This is a genomic window from Bradyrhizobium sediminis (genome assembly GCF_018736085.1).
Classification (GTDB): Bacteria; Pseudomonadota; Alphaproteobacteria; order Rhizobiales; family Xanthobacteraceae; genus Bradyrhizobium; species Bradyrhizobium sediminis.
Window position 1 is genome coordinate 4,515,375 of the sequence record NZ_CP076134.1, and the last position, 17,881, is coordinate 4,533,255.

The 17,881-nt window shown below is 64.2% G+C and carries 19 protein-coding genes; 9 read left to right on the top strand and 10 right to left on the bottom strand.

Annotation, left to right across the window (positions count from 1 at the left end):
* The first annotated feature begins 2 nt into the window (after positions 1-2).
* The 6 genes from napA to msrB all read left to right on the top strand — a co-directional run bounded on the left by napA (position 3) and on the right by msrB (position 6,507).
* Positions 3-2,507 carry a nitrate reductase catalytic subunit NapA gene (napA, locus tag KMZ29_RS21715; RefSeq protein WP_215621125.1) on the top strand — a complete coding sequence of 835 codons (2,505 nt, stop codon included), beginning with the start codon at positions 3-5 and terminating at the stop codon, positions 2,505-2,507.
* 5 nt (positions 2,508-2,512) lie between these two features.
* Complete coding sequence (locus KMZ29_RS21720; protein ID WP_215621126.1) at positions 2,513-2,983, top strand: nitrate reductase cytochrome c-type subunit; 471 nt, start codon at positions 2,513-2,515, stop codon at positions 2,981-2,983.
* The gene (locus KMZ29_RS21725) at positions 2,980-3,618 is read left to right on the top strand and encodes a NapC/NirT family cytochrome c (RefSeq protein WP_215621127.1); all 639 of its coding nucleotides are present in this window, start codon (positions 2,980-2,982) and stop codon (positions 3,616-3,618) included. The genes KMZ29_RS21720 and KMZ29_RS21725 overlap by 4 nt, the downstream gene beginning before the upstream one ends.
* Before the next feature lie 131 nt (positions 3,619-3,749).
* On the top strand, positions 3,750-4,859 hold the full coding sequence (locus tag KMZ29_RS21730) for an ATP-dependent DNA helicase (protein ID WP_215621128.1): 1,110 nt from the start codon (positions 3,750-3,752) through the stop codon (positions 4,857-4,859).
* Between the two features lie 366 nt (positions 4,860-5,225).
* The gene (msrA, locus tag KMZ29_RS21735; RefSeq protein ID WP_215621129.1) at positions 5,226-5,942 is read left to right on the top strand and encodes a peptide-methionine (S)-S-oxide reductase MsrA; all 717 of its coding nucleotides are present in this window, start codon (positions 5,226-5,228) and stop codon (positions 5,940-5,942) included.
* 151 nt (positions 5,943-6,093) lie between these two features.
* The gene (gene msrB, locus KMZ29_RS21740) at positions 6,094-6,507 is read left to right on the top strand and encodes a peptide-methionine (R)-S-oxide reductase MsrB (RefSeq protein WP_215621130.1); all 414 of its coding nucleotides are present in this window, start codon (positions 6,094-6,096) and stop codon (positions 6,505-6,507) included.
* A gap of 18 nt (positions 6,508-6,525) precedes the next feature.
* Here msrB and KMZ29_RS21745 read toward each other — a convergent pair whose 3' ends face one another.
* Entirely contained in the window at positions 6,526-6,714 is a 189-nt protein-coding gene (locus KMZ29_RS21745; protein WP_215624430.1) for a hypothetical protein, read from the bottom strand.
* A gap of 59 nt (positions 6,715-6,773) precedes the next feature.
* On the opposite strand from KMZ29_RS21745, the gene KMZ29_RS21750 reads away from it, so the two are divergent.
* The 3 genes from KMZ29_RS21750 (at position 6,774) to KMZ29_RS21760 (ending at position 8,105) form a co-directional block, all read left to right on the top strand.
* The gene (locus tag KMZ29_RS21750) at positions 6,774-7,151 is read left to right on the top strand and encodes a hypothetical protein (RefSeq protein ID WP_249779548.1); all 378 of its coding nucleotides are present in this window, start codon (positions 6,774-6,776) and stop codon (positions 7,149-7,151) included.
* A gap of 275 nt (positions 7,152-7,426) precedes the next feature.
* Positions 7,427-7,591, top strand: a complete 165-nt coding sequence (locus KMZ29_RS21755) for a DUF3309 family protein (RefSeq protein ID WP_215621131.1) — start codon at positions 7,427-7,429, stop codon at positions 7,589-7,591.
* A gap of 217 nt (positions 7,592-7,808) precedes the next feature.
* Entirely contained in the window at positions 7,809-8,105 is a 297-nt protein-coding gene (locus KMZ29_RS21760; protein ID WP_215621132.1) for a hypothetical protein, read from the top strand.
* A 102-nt stretch (positions 8,106-8,207) separates the two neighbouring features.
* Here KMZ29_RS21760 and KMZ29_RS21765 read toward each other — a convergent pair.
* The 9 genes from KMZ29_RS21765 to KMZ29_RS21805 all read right to left on the bottom strand — a co-directional run bounded on the left by KMZ29_RS21765 (position 8,208) and on the right by KMZ29_RS21805 (position 17,779).
* Positions 8,208-9,147 (bottom strand): IS630 family transposase gene (locus KMZ29_RS21765; RefSeq protein ID WP_369810043.1). Its coding sequence is split into 2 segments (ribosomal slippage): positions 8,208-8,810 and positions 8,812-9,147, totalling 939 coding nucleotides; the frame shifts between segments, so codons are not numbered across the junction.
* Positions 9,148-9,238: 91 nt separating this feature from the next.
* Entirely contained in the window at positions 9,239-9,781 is a 543-nt protein-coding gene (locus tag KMZ29_RS21770; protein ID WP_215621134.1) for a DUF4112 domain-containing protein, read from the bottom strand.
* Between the two features lie 48 nt (positions 9,782-9,829).
* Positions 9,830-10,249, bottom strand: coding sequence for a DUF5413 family protein (locus KMZ29_RS21775; protein WP_215621135.1), 420 nt, complete (start codon positions 10,247-10,249; stop codon positions 9,830-9,832).
* Positions 10,250-10,869: 620 nt separating this feature from the next.
* Entirely contained in the window at positions 10,870-11,832 is a 963-nt protein-coding gene (locus KMZ29_RS21780; protein ID WP_215620192.1) for an IS110 family RNA-guided transposase, read from the bottom strand.
* 586 nt (positions 11,833-12,418) lie between these two features.
* A complete protein-coding gene (locus tag KMZ29_RS21785) occupies positions 12,419-14,041 on the bottom strand; it encodes a hypothetical protein (protein WP_215621136.1) in 1,623 nt (540 codons plus the stop codon).
* 37 nt (positions 14,042-14,078) lie between these two features.
* Positions 14,079-15,371 (bottom strand): adenylosuccinate synthase, encoded by a 1,293-nt coding sequence (locus KMZ29_RS21790; protein WP_215621137.1) that lies wholly within the window; start codon positions 15,369-15,371, stop codon positions 14,079-14,081.
* Positions 15,372-15,680: 309 nt separating this feature from the next.
* Positions 15,681-16,958 carry an NRAMP family divalent metal transporter gene (locus KMZ29_RS21795; RefSeq protein WP_215621138.1) on the bottom strand — a complete coding sequence of 426 codons (1,278 nt, stop codon included), beginning with the start codon at positions 16,956-16,958 and terminating at the stop codon, positions 15,681-15,683.
* A 36-nt stretch (positions 16,959-16,994) separates the two neighbouring features.
* Positions 16,995-17,510, bottom strand: a complete 516-nt coding sequence (locus KMZ29_RS21800; RefSeq protein WP_215621139.1) for a Spy/CpxP family protein refolding chaperone — start codon at positions 17,508-17,510, stop codon at positions 16,995-16,997.
* Positions 17,511-17,566: 56 nt separating this feature from the next.
* A complete protein-coding gene (locus KMZ29_RS21805; protein ID WP_215621140.1) occupies positions 17,567-17,779 on the bottom strand; it encodes a YgaP family membrane protein in 213 nt (70 codons plus the stop codon).
* Positions 17,780-17,881: the final 102 nt, after the last annotated feature.

Sequence of the window (17,881 nt, forward strand, 5' to 3'; positions counted from 1 at the left end):
CCATGACCTCGCCCAAACTCGATCGCCGCCAGGTTCTGAAGCTGGAGGCCGCCGCGATGGCGGCGCTGGCGGGAGGAATGAGCACGCCGGCGGCGGCGGCCAATCTGGTCACCGAACGCGCCGCCAACGAGCTGAAGTGGGACAAGGCGGCGTGCCGGTTCTGCGGCACCGGATGCAGCGTCATGGTGGCGACCAAGGACAACCGCGTGGTCGCAACCCACGGCGACATCAAGTCGGAGGTCAATCGCGGGCTGAACTGCGTGAAGGGCTATTTCCTTTCCAAGATCATGTACGGCCACGACCGCCTCACCAAGCCGATGCTGCGCAAGACGAACGGCAAATACGACAAGAACGGCGAGTTCACGCCGGTGTCGTGGGACGAAGCCTTCGACATCATGGCGGAGAAATACAAGGCGGCGCTGAAGAAGCGCGGCCCCAGCGGGGTCGGCATTTTCGGCTCCGGCCAGTGGACGATCTGGGAAGGCTATGCCGCCGCCAAGCTGTTCAAGGCCGGCTTCCGCTCCAACAACATCGATCCCAATGCGCGGCACTGCATGGCCTCGGCGGTTGCCGGCATGATGCGCACCTTCGGCATCGACGAGCCGATGGGCTGCTACGACGACATCGAACAGGCGGACGCGTTCGTGCTGTGGGGCTCGAACATGGCCGAGATGCATCCGATCCTGTGGACCCGGGTGACCGATCGCCGGCTCTCGGCGCCGCATGTCCGCGTCGCCGTGCTGTCGACCTTCGAGCACCGCTCGTTCGACCTCGCCGACATCGGCATGGTGTTCAAGCCGCAGACCGATCTCTACATCCTCAACGCCATCGCCAACCACATCATCAAGACCGGCCGGGTCAACAAGGACTTCGTCGCGGCGCACACCACGTTCAAGCGCGGCCAGACCGACATCGGTTACGGGCTTCGCCCCGAGCATCCGCTGCAGAAGAAGGCGACGGGCGCGGCCAAGGCCAACGACTCCACCGACATGAGCTTCGACGAATATGCAAAGTTCGTCTCCGACTACACGCTGCAGAAGGCGGCGGAGATGTCCGGCGTGCCGCTCAACCGCCTCGAGGCGCTGGCCGATCTCTATGCCGACCCGAAGACCAAGGTCACCAGTTTCTGGACCATGGGTTTCAACCAGCACACCCGCGGCGTCTGGTGCAACAATCTCGTCTACAACATCCATCTCCTGACCGGAAAAATCTCCGAACCCGGCAACAGCCCGTTCTCGCTCACCGGCCAGCCCTCGGCCTGCGGCACCGCGCGCGAGGTCGGCACCTTCTCGCACCGCCTGCCCGCCGACATGGTAGTGACCAACAAGGCGCACCGCGACATCGCCGAGAAGATCTGGCTGCTGCCGGAGGGCACCATTCCCGACAAGCCGGGCTACCACGCGGTGCTGCAGAGCCGAATGCTGAAGGACGGGCTGCTCAACGCCTACTGGGTTCAGGTCAACAACAATTTGCAGGCCGGGCCCAACGCCAACGAAGAGACCTATCCGGGCTTCCGCAATCCGGACAATTTCATCGTCGTCTCCGACGCCTATCCCTCGGTCACCGCCCTCGCCGCCGACCTGATCCTGCCGACCGCGATGTGGGTGGAAAAGGAAGGCGCCTACGGCAATGCCGAGCGGCGCACCCAGTTCTGGCATCAGTTGGTCCCTGCCCCCGGCGAGTCCCGCTCGGATCTCTGGCAGCTGATGGAATTCTCGAAGCGCTTCAAGATGGAGGAAGTCTGGCCGGAAGAGCTGCTCGCCAGGAAGCAGGAATACCGCGGCAAGACGCTGTTCGACGTGCTCTACAAGAACGGCCAGATCGACAAGTTCCCGCTGTCCGACATCGAGGCCGGCTACGCCAATGACGAATCGAAGGCGTTCGGCTTCTACGTCCACAAGGGCCTGTTCGAGGAATATGCCGCCTTCGGCCGCGGCCATGGCCACGACCTCGCGCCGTTCGAGACCTATCACCGCGAGCGCGGGCTGCGCTGGCCGGTCGTGAACGGGCAGGAAACCAAATGGCGTTTCCGCGAGGGCATGGACCCCTATGTGAAGCAGGGCGTCGGCGTGCAGTTCTACGGCTTCCCCGACGGCAAGGCGCGTATCTTCGCCCTGCCCTTCGAGCCGGCGGCCGAGTCGCCCGACAGCGAATATCCGTTCTGGCTGTCTACCGGACGCGTGCTCGAGCACTGGCATTCCGGCACCATGACGCGCCGCGTCCCCGAGCTCTACAAGGCGTTCCCGGAGGCGGTATGCTTCATGCATCCCGACGACGCCGCCGAGCTGAAGCTGCGGCGCGGCGACGAGATCAAGGTGCAGTCCCGCCGCGGCTATATCCGCACCCGGGTCGAAACCCGCGGCCGCAACAAGACGCCGCGCGGGCTGGTGTTCGTGCCGTGGTTCGACGAGGCGCAGCTCATCAACAAGGTGACGCTGGACGCCACCGATCCGATTTCGCTGCAGACCGATTTCAAGAAATGCGCCGTGCGCATCGAGCGGGTGTGAATGCCATGATCAGAAAACCCGGAATTTTCCTGCTGGTGATCGCGATCGCGGCTGGATCCAGCTCGCTGCTGGCGCAAGGGCTCAATTCGGGCCTGCGCGGCGCGACCCCGCTCAATGAAGAGGGGCCGGCCGCCCCGATGACGCCGATGCGCAATACCTCGGAGAAGGAAAAGCGGAACTATCCCGAGCAGCCGCCGGTGATTCCGCATTCGGTCGAAGGCTACCAGATCGACATGGACGGCAACAAATGCCTGTCCTGTCATGCCCGCGCCCGCACCGGCGAGTCGCAGGCCCCGATGGTCTCGATCACCCACTTCATGGATCGCGACGGCCAGTTCCTCGCCTCGGTGTCGCCGCGCCGGTTCTTCTGCAATTCGTGCCACGTCCCGCAGAACGTGGTGAAGGCACCGATCACCAATGACTTCGTCGACGTCGACACCATGATCAGCCGGGCGACGCCGGGAGGACGCCGATGAGCGCGGTCGACCCGGCCGCGCCGCGCCGGTCCTGGCTGGTGCGTCTCTGGCATTTCATCGTCGAATTGTGGGGCGTGCTGCGCCGGCCGAGTTCGGTGTTCGGGCTCGGCCTGCTGGTGTTCGCCGGCTTCGTTGCCGGCGTGATCTTCTGGGGCGGCTTCAATACCGCGCTGGAGCTGACCAACACCGAGAAATTCTGCACCGGCTGTCATGAGATGCGCGACAACGTGTTCGCGGAGCTGAAGACCACCATTCACTTCTCCAACCGCTCCGGCGTCCGCGCCAGCTGCCCGGATTGCCACGTCCCGCACAACTGGACCGACAAGATCGCGCGCAAGATGCAGGCTTCGAAGGAAGTCTGGGGCCATTTGTTCGGCACCATCAACACCCGCGAGAAATTCGTCGATCACCGGCTCGAGCTGGCGCTGCACGAATGGGCGCGGCTGAAGGCCAATGACTCCCTGGAATGCCGCAACTGCCACAGCACGGAGTCGATGGACATCACCAAGCAGTCGCCGCGCGCTTCGGTGGCGCATAAGCGTTTCCTGTTCACGGGCGAGAAGACCTGCATCGACTGCCACAAGGGCATTGCCCACCATCTGCCCGACATGCGCGGCGTCCCGGGCTGGCAATAGGCCCGGTTTTGCCCACGAATTCGCGGGCCCCGGCTGGCCGCCGGCGGCTTGCGCCTTCGGCATGAATGGTTAGCTTGCGGGGTAGTTGAGTCGCGGTCCACGGCCGCGCGAACGCCCCCATTCGAGACCCCATGCCCACTTTCACGCCGCATCAGGATTCCGCGCTGAAGGCTGTTGCCGACTGGCTGAAGGCAAAGCCCGGCAGGAACGGCACGCCGCCGGTGTTCCGGCTGTTCGGGTTTGCCGGCACCGGCAAGACCACGCTGGCGCGGCACATCGCCGAAGGCGTCGAGGGCGAAGTGAGGTTCGCCGCCTTCACCGGCAAGGCGGCGCTGGTGATGCGCAACAAGGGCTGCGACAACGCCTCCACCATTCACTCGCTGATCTACCGCGCCCGCGAATCCGGCGTCGAGCAGCCGAGTTTCGAGCTTTGGGACGACGCGCCCGCCTCGAAAGCCAAGCTGATCGTGATCGACGAATGCTCGATGGTGGACGCCGAACTGGGGCGCGACCTGATGTCGTTCGATTGCCCGCTGCTGGTGCTCGGCGACCCCGCGCAACTGCCGCCGATCCAGGGCGGCGGCTTCTTCACCGACTGCGAGCCCGACGTGATGCTGACCGAGGTGCATCGCCAGGCGCAGGACGACCCCATCATCCGGATGTCGATGGACGTGCGCGAGGGCCGCGAACTCGACATCGGCCGCTACGGCGAAAGCCAGGTGGTGTCGCGCAACGAACTCGATCCCGACCGGGTGATGAGCGCCGACCAGGTGCTGGTCGGGCGCAACAACACGCGGCGCGCCTACAACATGCGGGTGCGGCAGAAGCAGAACATCGAGGATCCGTTGCCGGTCGCCGGCGACAAGCTGGTGTGCCTGCGCAACAACCGCAAGAAGGGCCTGTTCAATGGCGGGCTGTGGCGGGTGAAATCGCGCGCGGCGTCGAAATCCAAGATCATCACCATGCGCCTGTCGCCCGACGAGGACTTCGGCCACAAGGTGACGAAAGTCTCGGTGCGCGGCGACTGTTTCGGCGGCGCCATCGAGACCATTCCGTGGGAGCAGCGCAAGCCCTACGACGAGTTCGACTACGGCTACGTGCTCACGGTGCACAAATCGCAGGGCTCGCAATGGGACGACGTCGTGCTGTTCGACGAGAGCTTCGCGTTCCAGGACAGCCGCGCACGGTGGCTCTACACCGGCATCACCCGGGCGGCGAAGCGGCTGAGCGTGGTGGTGTAGGGCTGGCCTCCGCTCTCTCCACGTCATTGCGAGCGCAGCGAAGCAATCCAGCTTTCTTGAAACGAGAAGGTAGTAAGTAAGCTGGATTGCTTCGTCGCAAGAGCTCCTCGCAATGACGTTTAGGGATCGCGACTCGCTGCTTTGATTGGAATTCCTGCTTTCCCCACCAGCCGCTCAATTCACCGGTGCGGCTGGCCCGCTAACGCCCTGGCATAGCGCCGCTCTTGTTCACGAACTCGTGTGCTTTCCGCCGTAACAACGCGCGCTCCGCCGCGTATCTTGGGGCATCGAGTGGAGCTACAGATTGCAAAGCGCGGCTTCCGCCCCAGACTGTCCACCAATCCGCTGACACCCAGAGGAACCCCCATGTCCCGCAGCCTCAACCGCCTCTCGCTCTGTGCCGCCGCCATCGGCGCGCTGGCGATTTCAGCGTTGTCGATCGCGCCCTCGCGTGCCGCCGAGGATGCCGTGATCATTCCCGCGCCCACCACCGACGTCCAGGCGGCCGACGGCATCCAGACCGCTGTGATCGCCGGCGGCTGCTTCTGGGGCGTGCAGGGCGTGTTCCAGCATACGGCCGGCGTCGTCAACGCCGTCTCCGGCTATGCCGGCGGCAGCAAGGCGACCGCCAACTACACCCTGGTCAGTTCAGGCGCGACCGGCCATGCCGAAGTCGTCGAGATCAAGTATGACCCGAAGAAGATCAGCTACGGCAAGATCCTGCAGATCTTCTTCTCGGTGGTGCACGATCCGACCCAGCTGAACCGGCAGGGACCGGACTCCGGCACGCAGTATCGTTCGGCTATCTTCACCACTTCCGACCAGCAGAAGAAGGTCGCGGAGGCCTATATCGCCCAGCTCAACGCCGCCAAGGTCTACAGGAAGCCGATCGTGACCAGGATCGGGCCGCTGGAGGCGTTCTATCCGGCAGAGGCCTATCATCAGGATTACCTGACACTGCACCCGAACCAGCCCTATATTGCCTATAATGACATTCCCAAGGTCGAAAACCTGAAGAAGATTTTCGCCGAGAACTACATCGAGAAGCCGACGCTGGTGAGCAGCGCCAAGGTTACCAACTGAAACAATGCTTCCCGTCATTGCGAGGAGCGCAGCGACGAAGCAATCCATAGTGCTTCCCTCACACTGGATTGCTTCGCGGAGTTTATCATCGGGCGGCGCTTCGCGCCGACCCGTGGGCTCGCAATGACGATCCAAATCTCAAGGAGACTCCATGCCCGACACCAAATCGATGACCGGCAAGATCGAGAAGAGCGAGGCCGAGTGGCGCAAGGAGCTGACGCCGATGCAGTATGCGGTGCTGCGCGAGAAGGCGACCGAGCGGCCGTTCTCCGGCGAGTACGAGCATGAGCAGCGCGCCGGCACCTATACCTGCGCCGGCTGCGGCCAGACGCTGTTCGAATCGGATGCCAAGTTCGATTCCGGCTGCGGCTGGCCGAGCTTCACCGCGCCGGCGGCGGAGAGCCATGTCGACGAGGAGCGCGACATCAGCCACGGCATGATCCGGACCGAAGTGTTGTGCTCGAAATGCAACGGCCATCTCGGCCACGTCTTCGACGACGGCCCCGGCCCGACCGGGCTGCGCTACTGCATCAATTCGGCGGCGCTGAAGCTGCAGCCGAAATAATACGGCGGCGGGTGTCACTCACTCGTCATGCGCGGGCTTGACCCGCGCATCCATCAAAAGAAGAACAGTTTTTTCGAGGTGATGGATTGCCGGGTCAAGCCCGGCAATGACGGCAGATGGGTCGGGCGAAAGTCCGTCAATATAATCTCTCCCATGTTCGAACGTATCGTCCGCCCCGTGCGACCAAATACCGGTCGCGCGGGGCATTTGTTTCCTTGGTCAAGGTCTTTCGGCTTGTCCGCGCCCAAGCCCCGGGAAAGTCTGAAATGTCCAAAACCTCCACGCGCCTGTTGCTTGGAATTGGCCTCGCCGGCCTCATCATGGAGAGCACTGTGATCCAGCCCGCCTTTGCCGCCGACAAGGTCTCCCTGTTCAAGGTCATCACCTCGAAGGATGAAATCGTCATCGGGATGACCGACGACGAACTGGCGAAGCTCGAAGGCAACAACGCCGGCGGGATCGCCAAGATGCTGGTGGCCAAGGGCTCGATGAGCGTGTGGCAATATGCGGTGCGCAAGGCGCCGACCGGCGACCTCGAGCAGGCGCCGCTGCGCCAGGTCGGACTGATTGCGAGCGAGTCGCTCCGCGTCGAACCCTACGCCTCGCCGCTGAAGATCGTGCCGATCGAGGACGGCAAGAAGTAGCAAGTCGGGAATTCGACGCCCCCTTCGCTCCCGGGCAGAAACTGGGGCTTGGCAAGACGTCCGCCACAACCGTATAGACCGGGCGATCCAGTACGCCGCGGCTTCACGGCACCATGGCTGGCGTCTCTGGAATACTGGGTCGCCCCAAAAGGCCGGTACCGAACTCGCATGAGCGGCATGGTTCCCCGCGGTGGAACCATCGCCCGGGATATGCTTTGCTTGGGGCAGGCCGGGCGGCAGATCTCGTTCGCCGGCCGCCTTTCGGGGAGAGTGCCATGTCGCTCGGAACGATACTCATCATCATCCTAATTATAATCCTGCTCGGCGGCTACAGCGGCCGGTTCGGCGGCTATGGCTTTGGCATGGGCCATTCCGGAATGGGGCTCGGCGGCGTCATTCTGGTCGTGCTGATCGTCCTGGTGCTGCTCCGCAAGCTCTGATCACGACAAGACATTGAAATAACAGGATTAATTTCGGTCACGGTATCGGGGTGCCCGGATTCATCATCCCGCCCGTCAGGAGTCGCATTTCTGGCAAACGGGCTTATATTAAAGACTGTCCTGAAATGACGTGTGCCGGCGCGGCCTTGAACCCACCCGCACGATACGTTCGCGATTGCGAACCGCGTTCCCACGAAAAGATTAGAGGTCACTGACCATGGCTGCCTTCAGTTACAATACTGCCGCCGAGTTGTTCCCTGCCGCGATCCGCAAGAAGAAGCGGGCCGGATTCGCCTATCGGCGATTTGGCACCGCGGCTGAAGCGGTTCGCTTCGCGATCGAGGAATTGCCGGCGGATTCGCTGAACGGCGCCTATCTGCAGGTCGACGAGGCCCGCTTCGACCAGAGCGGCATCCGCACGCTCTATGAGAGCCAGGATTTCCCGCTGCCTCGCCGTCCGCGTGCGCCCGAGCCCGCGCCTGCCGGCAACGACGCCGACGCCGACGCCGCGTAACCTCACGCCTCAAAGCGCCCATGCCCTCGGATCGGCTCCGGGGGCATTGCTTTTTGCGGGTCCCGCGTTCCGTTGAGCAGCGCGGGCTAAAGCGTGATGGCATTAGGTTCGATAGCCTGAATTTTTGAGGTAGTTGGCGCATTCTTGGGGTGTGAAGGCGTTGAGCAACTGACCGATTACGGCGCAAACCGCATCGACGGTTCGCGCGGCGGCCTTTCGGAGCAGATGTTTGAGCTTGGCAAAGACCTGTTCGATCGGGTTCAGGTCGGGTGAGTATTTGGGCAGAAAGAACAGCTTGGCACCGGCAGAACGGATGAGCTGACGCACGCTCTTGCTTTTGTGGCTGCCGAGATTGTCCATGACGACGATGTCGCCGGGCCGCAGGGTCGGCAGGAGAGCCTTTTCGACATAGGTCCGAAAGCTCTCGCCATCGATCGGTCCCTCGATGAACCATGGCGCATCGATCCGGTCATGGCGCAGGGCCGCCAGGAAGGTCATGGTCTTCCAGCGCCCGTGGGGAACCTTGGCGGGCAGTCTGCGCCCGCGCAGTGCCCATCCCCGCAAGGGAGCCATATCGGTCCGGGTCCAGGTCTCGTCGATGAAGACCAGCCGCTCAGCTTCGACGCGACCTTGATACTTTGTCCACTGGGCCCGCCGCCGCGCCACGTCGGGACGATCGCGCTCGCCAGCCACCACGCTTTTTTTTGAAGCTGAGCTTCTCGGCATGCACGAAGTCCCACACCGAGTGGTAGTCGACCTTCAGGCCGCGTCCGGCGAGTTCGGCAACGAGCCCGCGTATGGTGAAATCACTGTCCCTGAGCCGCTGCGACAGCCAGACCGCGTGGTCTCCCGAAATTGCTTTCGGCTTGTGGCCACCCATCTGGCCAGGCTCAACGCTGCCGGTCTCCTCGACCCGCTGCATCCAGCCGATGGCCGTGCTGATCGCGACCCCAAACCGCTTGGCGGCCTGATTGCGGGACATCCCTCCCTCAATTGCCGTCACGACACGCTTGCGCAAATCCAGAGAGTAAGGCTTGCCCATACATGCTGGCCTCCTAACCCAGCCTGCATGGTGAATCAGAAACACGCTGATTTGGGAATCCCAAATCGATTCAACCTAACCCCATCCCGCTTTAGCGCGGCTGCTTGTCCATCCAGCGCTTCAGCATCCGCACGTTACGCACATTGGCGCGGAACAGGACGTCGAAGGCGTCGCCGGCGACCGGCACCAGTCCGACCACGCCGTCGAGCGCGACATTGCCGAGCATCCTTGCCGTGAGATGCCAGGGCGCGCCCAGCGCGCGCGCCTCGCGCACCAGCCACAGCGAGATCGCCGTGGTGATGAGATCGCCGACCACCGGGATCAGTCCGATCAGCCCATCGATGCCGTAGCGGATATTGGTGCCGGGCACGATGAAGGCGACGTCGAGTAGTTTCGCCAGCGCATCGAGCCGCGCCATCCGCTGCTCGCGGGTGAGATCGGCAAACGGATTGGCGCTTGAATTGCCGAATTCGAAATGGAAGCCGCTCCCCTGCGGGCCCAGCGCCTCGGGGCGGATCTCGCGCCCCTCCTGATCGATGACCGGGCCACACGCCTGCGCGCCGCGGAACGTGGCGCCGGAGGCGCGGGCACGCGCGGCCCTGGGGAATATGATCTCTTCGTTCGACATCGCCATCACATGGTAGCGCGCCGGACGAGCGCAAGCTGCGTCACGCGGTCGCGCTCATGCAGCCGGCACGGTTTGCGGCTCGGCGTATTTATGTGCCAGCCATGACGCGATCATCGCCGGGACCAGGCCCGGCAGGCCGTAGAGGATGAACTGCACGGCGCCGGAGTCGGGCCCGCGCGATCCGAAGAGCAATTCCGACGCGACGAAGGCGAGCGCGCCGACGATCAGCATCCGCGCGACCGGGCCGATCCGTTTGACGTGGAGCAGAATATCGTCCACCGCCGCCATCATCAGCGCCGGCACGATGCCGAACAGATAGGCGTATTGCAGCGTTCTCGCGAACACTGCGAGCAGCTTCTTGATTTCCCCGATGTTGGTCTGGGTCCAGTAGCCCGACGTGTAGGTGGTCGCCAGCAGCAGCAGGAATCCGCCGAGGAAGGGGCCGAGGGCTGCGAAAATCAGATAGCGTTTCATGATTTACTTTCGTGTCTTTTGGCCAGCATAACGATTTTCGCTACGGTGCAAACCCATTTAAGCCGATCCCAGCCGCACAGGGTAGAGATTCCATCCTCACCCGCGCGCGCCCGTCGGTGACCTTGATGGCCAGCGCCGACAGCGGCGTGCCGCGGGCTGATCAAAGCGCGAACTGCTTCGCCTCGCGCGCAAGCGAAATCTTGCGACCCGGCCGCGACATAACAACCCGTCGAGGCTGGGCAAATCATCTCTATAGCTCCGCGCGTCTCACCCGATGAGAGGGGCGGGTCGCGATCGTCACGAACGCGCGGTGGGATGCGGTGGACGCGGGAGCTACGACTGACGAGCGTGGCTCAAGCGGACGGCGAAGCCGTGTGGTCCTGAACGCCTCGAGGTTGGCTTCAAGTTCGCGGGAAGCAAAACTTCCCGCGGATGACGGTGACAAGCAAATCCTGATCGCCGGGGAGCAACTGTATTTTACGTAGACCTGTGATCGGCCGGCCTCAAGGCTGGCGCTGCGCGCCACCGCCTTCGGCGGCTGACGGCCTTGACCCCGTCCGCTCACCGGTCTTTTGGCTTTGCATGCGCTCGGTCCTGGACCGAGCGCAGGGTTCGCTCGATCAGCTGACCGCGTAGCGTTTGGCGTCCCACTTCTGGCGCCGCTCGATCATGATGTTGAGAATGCTGATCAGCTTGCGCATGCAGGCAGTGAGCGCCACCTTCTTCAGTTTTCCCTTCGCCACCAGGCGGTCGTAAAAGGCCTTCAACACTGGATTGTGCTGTGTCGCCGCCCCAAGGCAGGCCATATAGAACATGTTGCGGGTCCGGCGCCGTCCGCCCTTGATGTGCCGTTCGCCTCGACGTCGGCCACTGTCGTCATCGTAAGGAGCTACACCCAACAAGGAGGCCACGATCTTGTTGTTGGCCTGGCCCAGCTCCGGCATGGCGGCAATGAGCGCAGCAGAGGTGACACGGCCGAGTCCCGGAACGCTTTCGATGATCTCGGCGAGTTCGGTAAAACGCGGCGTGGCCTGGATCATGGCTGAGATCTCAGCCTCGATCTTGACCAACTCGACGGCGATCGTCTTCGATATCCGGGCGTGAATCCGCTGCACCGCAGCCGGTAACGCATGCTCGCCCTGGCTTGCCAGCTTGGTTTGCATATCCTTCAGTGCCTGGCGCGCATTGACCATCTGGTGAAGCTGCTCGCGCGTCGCATCGTAGGCCTGGCCCCGAGCTTCGTCGAAGGTCTCGGCGAACCAGGCAATCATCTCGGCATCGATCGTGTCATTCTTGGCGAGCCGCCCGGCCGATTGAGCGAAGCTGCGAACCCGCTTCGGATCGACGATCCGAACCTCGATCCGGGCGTCACGCAGCACCTTGGCCCACTCGCGCTCGTAGCCGCCGCTCGCCTCCATCACCGCCTTGCCGACCTTCTTCCGGCGGAGCCACGAGGCCAACTCGCGCCGGCCCTCCGCCGTGTTTGCGAACGTGCGCCTCAACGACAGCGAACGAATGCAACCATCCACCTTGTCTTTAGCGACATCGATCCCCGCGACAACGAGATCATTTTGTGCCATCATCCAGCTCCCTTCCTTGCTCGGTCCGGGCTCTAAGCCCATGCAACTGTTCGGGTTGAGGAAGACACCGGATCTGTCCCACGCTCCCCGGCAGGCTCTAACGGCCTTCGAGCACGAACGGGCTCAGATCCAGCGACGGGCGGTTGGTGAGAACCGCCCGTTCGCACATTCTGGCAGATTTTGCGGACACAAGAGCGCGCTATAAGCCGTAAAGCCATTGCGCAGGGAATGTCGGATTGCCTCCGCTGCCCTGTATGCTCGTGTGCGTTTTTTACTCGTGCATTTTGCACACGAGACCGCGGGTGCAGCGCGCATCCGGTATTCCCTGCTCCCTCTTCGTTGGAGGGACAACGACACGTAAACCTCGGGCGCTTCCCGCCGCGAGAATGCGGACGCATATCTGCTGTTTGAAATTCGAATTTGAATGTCCGCAGAATCGTAGGGTGGGTTAGCGCAGCGTAACCCACCAGTGTCTCACCCTGCGCACAGATGGTGGGTTACGCCTTCGGCTAACCCACCCTACCGCCCTACTTCAGTCCCGTAGCCCGGATGGAGCGCTTGCGAAATCCGGGGCGGGCTTAACGCAAGTCTACTCGCCCCACGCCGCGAACGCATCGTTGAAGGCGCGTTCGCCGGGTGCGCCCTTTTCGATGGCGATGATGGCGCGGCGCTGGTTGACGTAGACCAGCGGCACGTCGAACCAGGAGCGCTCCTTCAGGAGCTGCAGGTTGCGCGAGCGTTCGGAATCGACGTTGGACAGGCCAACCAGGAAGAAGCCGTCGGTGACCTTGACGGCCAGCGCCGACAGCGGCGTGCCGCGCGCCTGCTCGTTGGATTTCATCAGGATGCCCGGCACGTTGCCGACGCCGCCGCCGGTGAAATCCTGCGGCAGGATGAAGGTCAGCTCCGCGGTATGGCTGGCCGGCAGCGAGGTGTCGGTGTTGCGGCGGAACGACATCGTCATCTTGAACTTGCGGTCGGGGATTTCGATGTCGGCGCGCACCGCGATATCGGCCTTCTGGTTGCCGGACGCCTTGATCGGTTCGGTACGCCAGATCACCGAGCCGACATATTGCTTGCCCTTGGGATCGCTGGGATCCTCGTCATACAGCACCACGCGCTGCGCCACCGGGGCGAGCTGGTCCGACGACGGCTGGCCGACGCGATCTGGAATCTTCGGCTTCGACAGCGACGTCGAGGGATCCTTCGGGGCTTCGACCACCGCGGGCTGCGACTTGAACAGTCCGCTGACCGCCGTCACCAGCGACTTGCCCCACAGGATGCCGGCGCCCACCAGAATCAGGACCAGGCCGACCGCGATCGCGCTCTTGAACGGAAACACCGTGCCGGTGCGGACGCGCTTCTTCGGTTCGCGATCCTGGCCGATCCGGGCGCGCGCGGCGGGCGCCTGCGGCGGCGGCGCATAGCGCTCGGCCTCCTCGACGGATTCGTCATAGGAATAGGGCGCGTCGGGATCGGCGCCGCGATTCTCCATGCTCGGCTCGAGCCGGTCGAATTCCGGCGAGGGCGAAGGCACGTTGGCATAGGTCTTTCGTGCGGCGCGGCTGGCCTGCGCGGCGGCGCGGCCGAGATCGTCGGCGTCGGCGGCGATGTCGCGGAAGCCGCGCATGCCCGGCGCCTGCGGGATGGCGCTGTCGGAACCGCGGCGCGGCGCGCCTGACCGCTCCCGGGTCGGCGGCAGCTGCGGATCCTGCATCGAGACCTGCGGTTGCGGCGGCTGCGGACGCGGCAGCGGCGGCGCGGCGTCGGGGCGCGAGCCGCGCGGGGCGCGGTCATCCTGGCCAAGCGGCGGCCGTTCGTTGCGGGCCGGCGGCGGCCCGGGCGGACGCGGCCGCGGCGGTGGCTGCTGCGGCTGGGCGGCGGCCGGCGGCGGCGCCGGTTCGGCCGGCCGCCCTGCGGGGCGGGTGGTGGCGCGGAAAGAATCGCCGGCGCGGCCTCCGTCGCCGCCGCGGGCGCTGCGCGAGGCGTCGCGGGCGCGCTGGGCGGCTTCGGATTCGACCTTGCGCACGGCCTCTTCCAGCGACAGCCGCTCGCGGGTGATTTCGGATTCGCTCAAGGGAGGCTGCACGCTGCGCAGCTGCGCGATCAGCGCGGTGCGCGCCCGCTCATACAGCGCGCGGCGGCTCTCGCCGGGGGCACTGGGATCCAGTCCGGCAATGGCGCGGGCGATCAGCGGGTAGTAATCAGCCATTTGTACTCAACAATGCGGACTTCCCGGTAATATCTCGTTAAGCCTCGAACGGGTTCTGTACCAGAATAGTATCTTCGCGTTCGGGGCTGGTGGAAAGCAAGGCGATTGGACAGCCTACCAATTCCTCGACCCGGCGGACATATTTGATGGCCTGGGCCGGCAAATCCGCCCAGGAACGGGCATTGGCGGTCGGCTCCTTCCAGCCTTCGATGGTCTCGTAGACCGGAACCACCCGGGCCTGGGCGCCCTCGCCCGCCGGCAGATGGTCGATCTCCTTACCATCAAGCATATAACCGGTGCAGACCTCGATGGCGTCGAAACCATCGAGAATATCCAGCTTGGTCAGCGCCAGTCCATTGATGCCGCAGGTCCGCACAGTCTGGCGCACCAGCACCGCGTCGAACCAGCCGCAGCGCCGCGGCCGGCCGGTATTGGTGCCGAACTCGCGGCCGCGCTCGCCGATCCGGCGGCCGATCTCGTTGTCCTGTTCGGTCGGGAACGGGCCCTGGCCGACCCGGGTCGTATAGGCCTTGCAGATCCCGAGCACGTAGCCGACCGCACTCGGCCCCATGCCGGTGCCGGTCGCCGCCTGCGCCGCGACGGTGTTGGACGAGGTGACGTAGGGGTAGGTGCCGTGGTCGACATCCAGCAGCGCACCCTGCGCGCCCTCGAACAGGATGCGCTTGCCCTCGCGGCGCTTCTGGTCGAGCAGCCGCCACACCGTCTCGGCGTAAGGCAGAAGCTGCGGCGCCAGCGCGGTCAGTTCCTTCAGGATGCCCGCGCCATCGATCTCGTCCAGCTTGAGCCCGCGGCGCAGCGCATTGTGATGCGCCAAGAGCCGGTCGATCTTGTGCGGCAGCGTATCGAGATCGGCGAGGTCCATCAGCCGGATGGCGCGGCGGCCGACCTTGTCTTCATAGGCCGGACCGATGCCGCGCCGCGTGGTGCCGATCGCGGTCAGGGCCGAGGCGGATTCGCGGATCGAATCGAGGTCGCGATGCAGGGGCAGGATCAGCGTGACATTCTCGGCGATGCGCAGATTGTCCGGGCTGATGGCGACGCCCTGGCTCTTCAGTTTTGTCACTTCATCGAGGAAGGCCTGCGGGTCGAACACCACGCCGTTCCCGATCACCGCGAGCTTCGACGGCCGCAGCACGCCGGAGGGCAACAGCGCCAGCTTGTAGGTGATGCCGTTGATGACGAGGGTATGGCCGGCATTGTGGCCACCCTGGAAGCGCACGACGATATCGGCCTGCTCCGACAACCAATCGACAATCTTGCCCTTCCCTTCGTCACCCCATTGGGCGCCGACGACGACGACATTGGCCATTTCGTAAGTTATCCCTCTGCAACTCGCTTCGTTGGAGCACGATCTCCGGGGCAACCGGCCGGCTTGTCCCGAAGGAAACCGGTCCCGCTTTTCCGGATCATGCTCGCGCGTACGCCCCCAGCCAAAACACGGCCGGGGCCGCTCGCATGCGAGGCACACCATCGGATAAAGGAAGCAGGTGATCTAGGCAAGCAAGAACGGGGCCTCGGGACCGGGTTAGAAGAGCCTCAACCCATTGATATCCCCTGAAAATTTGTGGCCGTACGATGGCAATCGTGCAGGGCGGCGACGGCCGGGTATGGCGGCCTTCTAACGCAGCGCGAAAAACCCCAGCGATGCCGCGGCCATCACCGCGGTCGCGGCCCAGCCCGAGATCGCCATCGACCGCGATACCGTCAACCGCCCCATCACCCGCGGGTTGCGGACGATCAGCATCATCACCGCCATCAGGGGCGCTGCCAGCACGCCATTGACGACCGCCGCCCAATACAGCGCCTTCACCGGATCGAGCCCGACGAAATTGAGCGCCGCGCCGAGCAATGTCGCCACCGCGATCGTCGCATAGAAGGCACGGGCGTCGTTGGGCCGGGCGTCGAGGCTTTCGGCCCAGCCGAACACCTCGCTGACCGCATAGGCCGCCGAACCTGCCAGCACCGGCACCGCCAACAGGCCGGTGCCGATAATGCCCATGGCGAACAGCGCAAAGGCGAACCCGCCGGCGATCGGACGCAGCGCCTCGGCGGCCTGCGCCGAGGTGGCGATATCGGTAATTCCGTGTGCGTGCAGCGTCGCCGCGGTGGCGAACACGATCGCCAGCGACACCAGCGAACTGAACGCCATCCCGGTGATCGTATCGATGCGGATGCGGGCAAGCTCCGGCCCCGCGGTCTTCGGCGCCACGCAAAGCGGTTTGGCGTGGTGGCGGTGCTGCTCCTCGACTTCCTGTCCGGCCTGCCAGAAGAACAGATAGGGGCTGATGGTGGTGCCGAGGATCGCCACCATCGCCATGGCGGAAGCGCCGGTGAGGTCGATGGTCGGAATGAACAGCGATTTCAGCGCGGCCGTCCACGGCACGTCGGCGACGAACACGACGGCGACATAGGAGAACAGCGAAAGCGTCGTCCATTTCAGGACCGCCGCATAGCGCGGATAGCTCAGCCAGACCTCGAGCACGATACAGACGATGCCGAACAGCAAGGTGTAAAGCTGCACCGGCCCGCCGATCAGCAGCTGAAGTGCCGCGCCCATCGCGCCGAGATCGGCGCCGAGGTTGATGATGTTGGCAACCAGGAGCAGCGTCACGACCAGCCGCAGCAGCCACGGCGGGTAATGCCGCTTCAGATTGAGCGCGATGCCGCGCCCGGTAACGCGGCCGATCTGGGCCGCGACCTCCTGGATCACCACCATCAGCGGAAAACTAAGGACGAACGTCCACGCCAATCCGAAGCCGAACTGCGCGCCGATCTGGCTGTGGGTGGCGATCCCGCTGGGATCGTCGTCCGCCGCGCCGGTCACGAGACCGGGACCGAGCCGGCTCCACAGACGGCCGAGCAGGCTGCCGGCCGGTTTATCGGGTGATTCGTTCATGTCACCAGCTTAGCCGGTAAGCTGGGCACCGCCCGTTTACCAGCGGTCGCGCCAGCGCCCGAACCGGCCGCGGCCGTAATTGGAATTGAGCTTGGCTTTTTGCTCATCGCTCAACGTTGCGTAGAACACCTCCAGCGCGGGCCGCATGGTGCGAATCGCCTGCAGCATCGTGTCCATGCGCTTTTCCATGGCCTCGGTTCGCCCCACGATGGTTTCGGGAACATCGGTCTGGCAGGCGTTGCGCATGACCTCGGCCGACTTGATCGACGCCGCCTTGAATTCGTCGAACTTGCCGCGCTGCGCGTCGGTCAGCTTGACCAGCTCGGCGATCCTGTCGGCCCGCCACTCCGCAAATCCGGTTGCGCCCGGATTGCACATGGCGCCGAAACCGCGGCGGCCCATCATTCCCGGCCCCATCATGCCGGGACCCGACATCATGCCCGGGCCCATGAATCCGGGCCCCGGACCGGGCTGTGCGGTGGCGGTCGCCAGCAGCGCGCTGACGCCCAAGGCTGCGGAAGCAACCAGCACGATCCCGAATCTTGCTGCCATGGTGTTCTCTCCGGTTCAGGGGCACGAGGCCCAGATCGATTGAACGACGCGCGCCGTCAGCTCTGCTGTTTGAGCGGACAGGTGGACATGCCGAACAGCGAGTAGGCCGGGCAATAGCCAAAGGCAGCTGTCAGCAAGGGCACCACACCGATCCAGCCGACCCAATTCCAGCCGGTCTGCGAGAAGCCGATGGGAATGGCGTATGCGATCAGCAGAAGCCCCACTACGACACGTATGATCCGATCGACCGATCCAACGTTCCTGCTCATGATGCGCGATCCTTTCGAGATTGCGGGTAAAGGGCGACTTTAATTGCACAACGATATCGGACCGCCGTCGCCAGACATTGACGTGAGTCAAACCCGCACGCC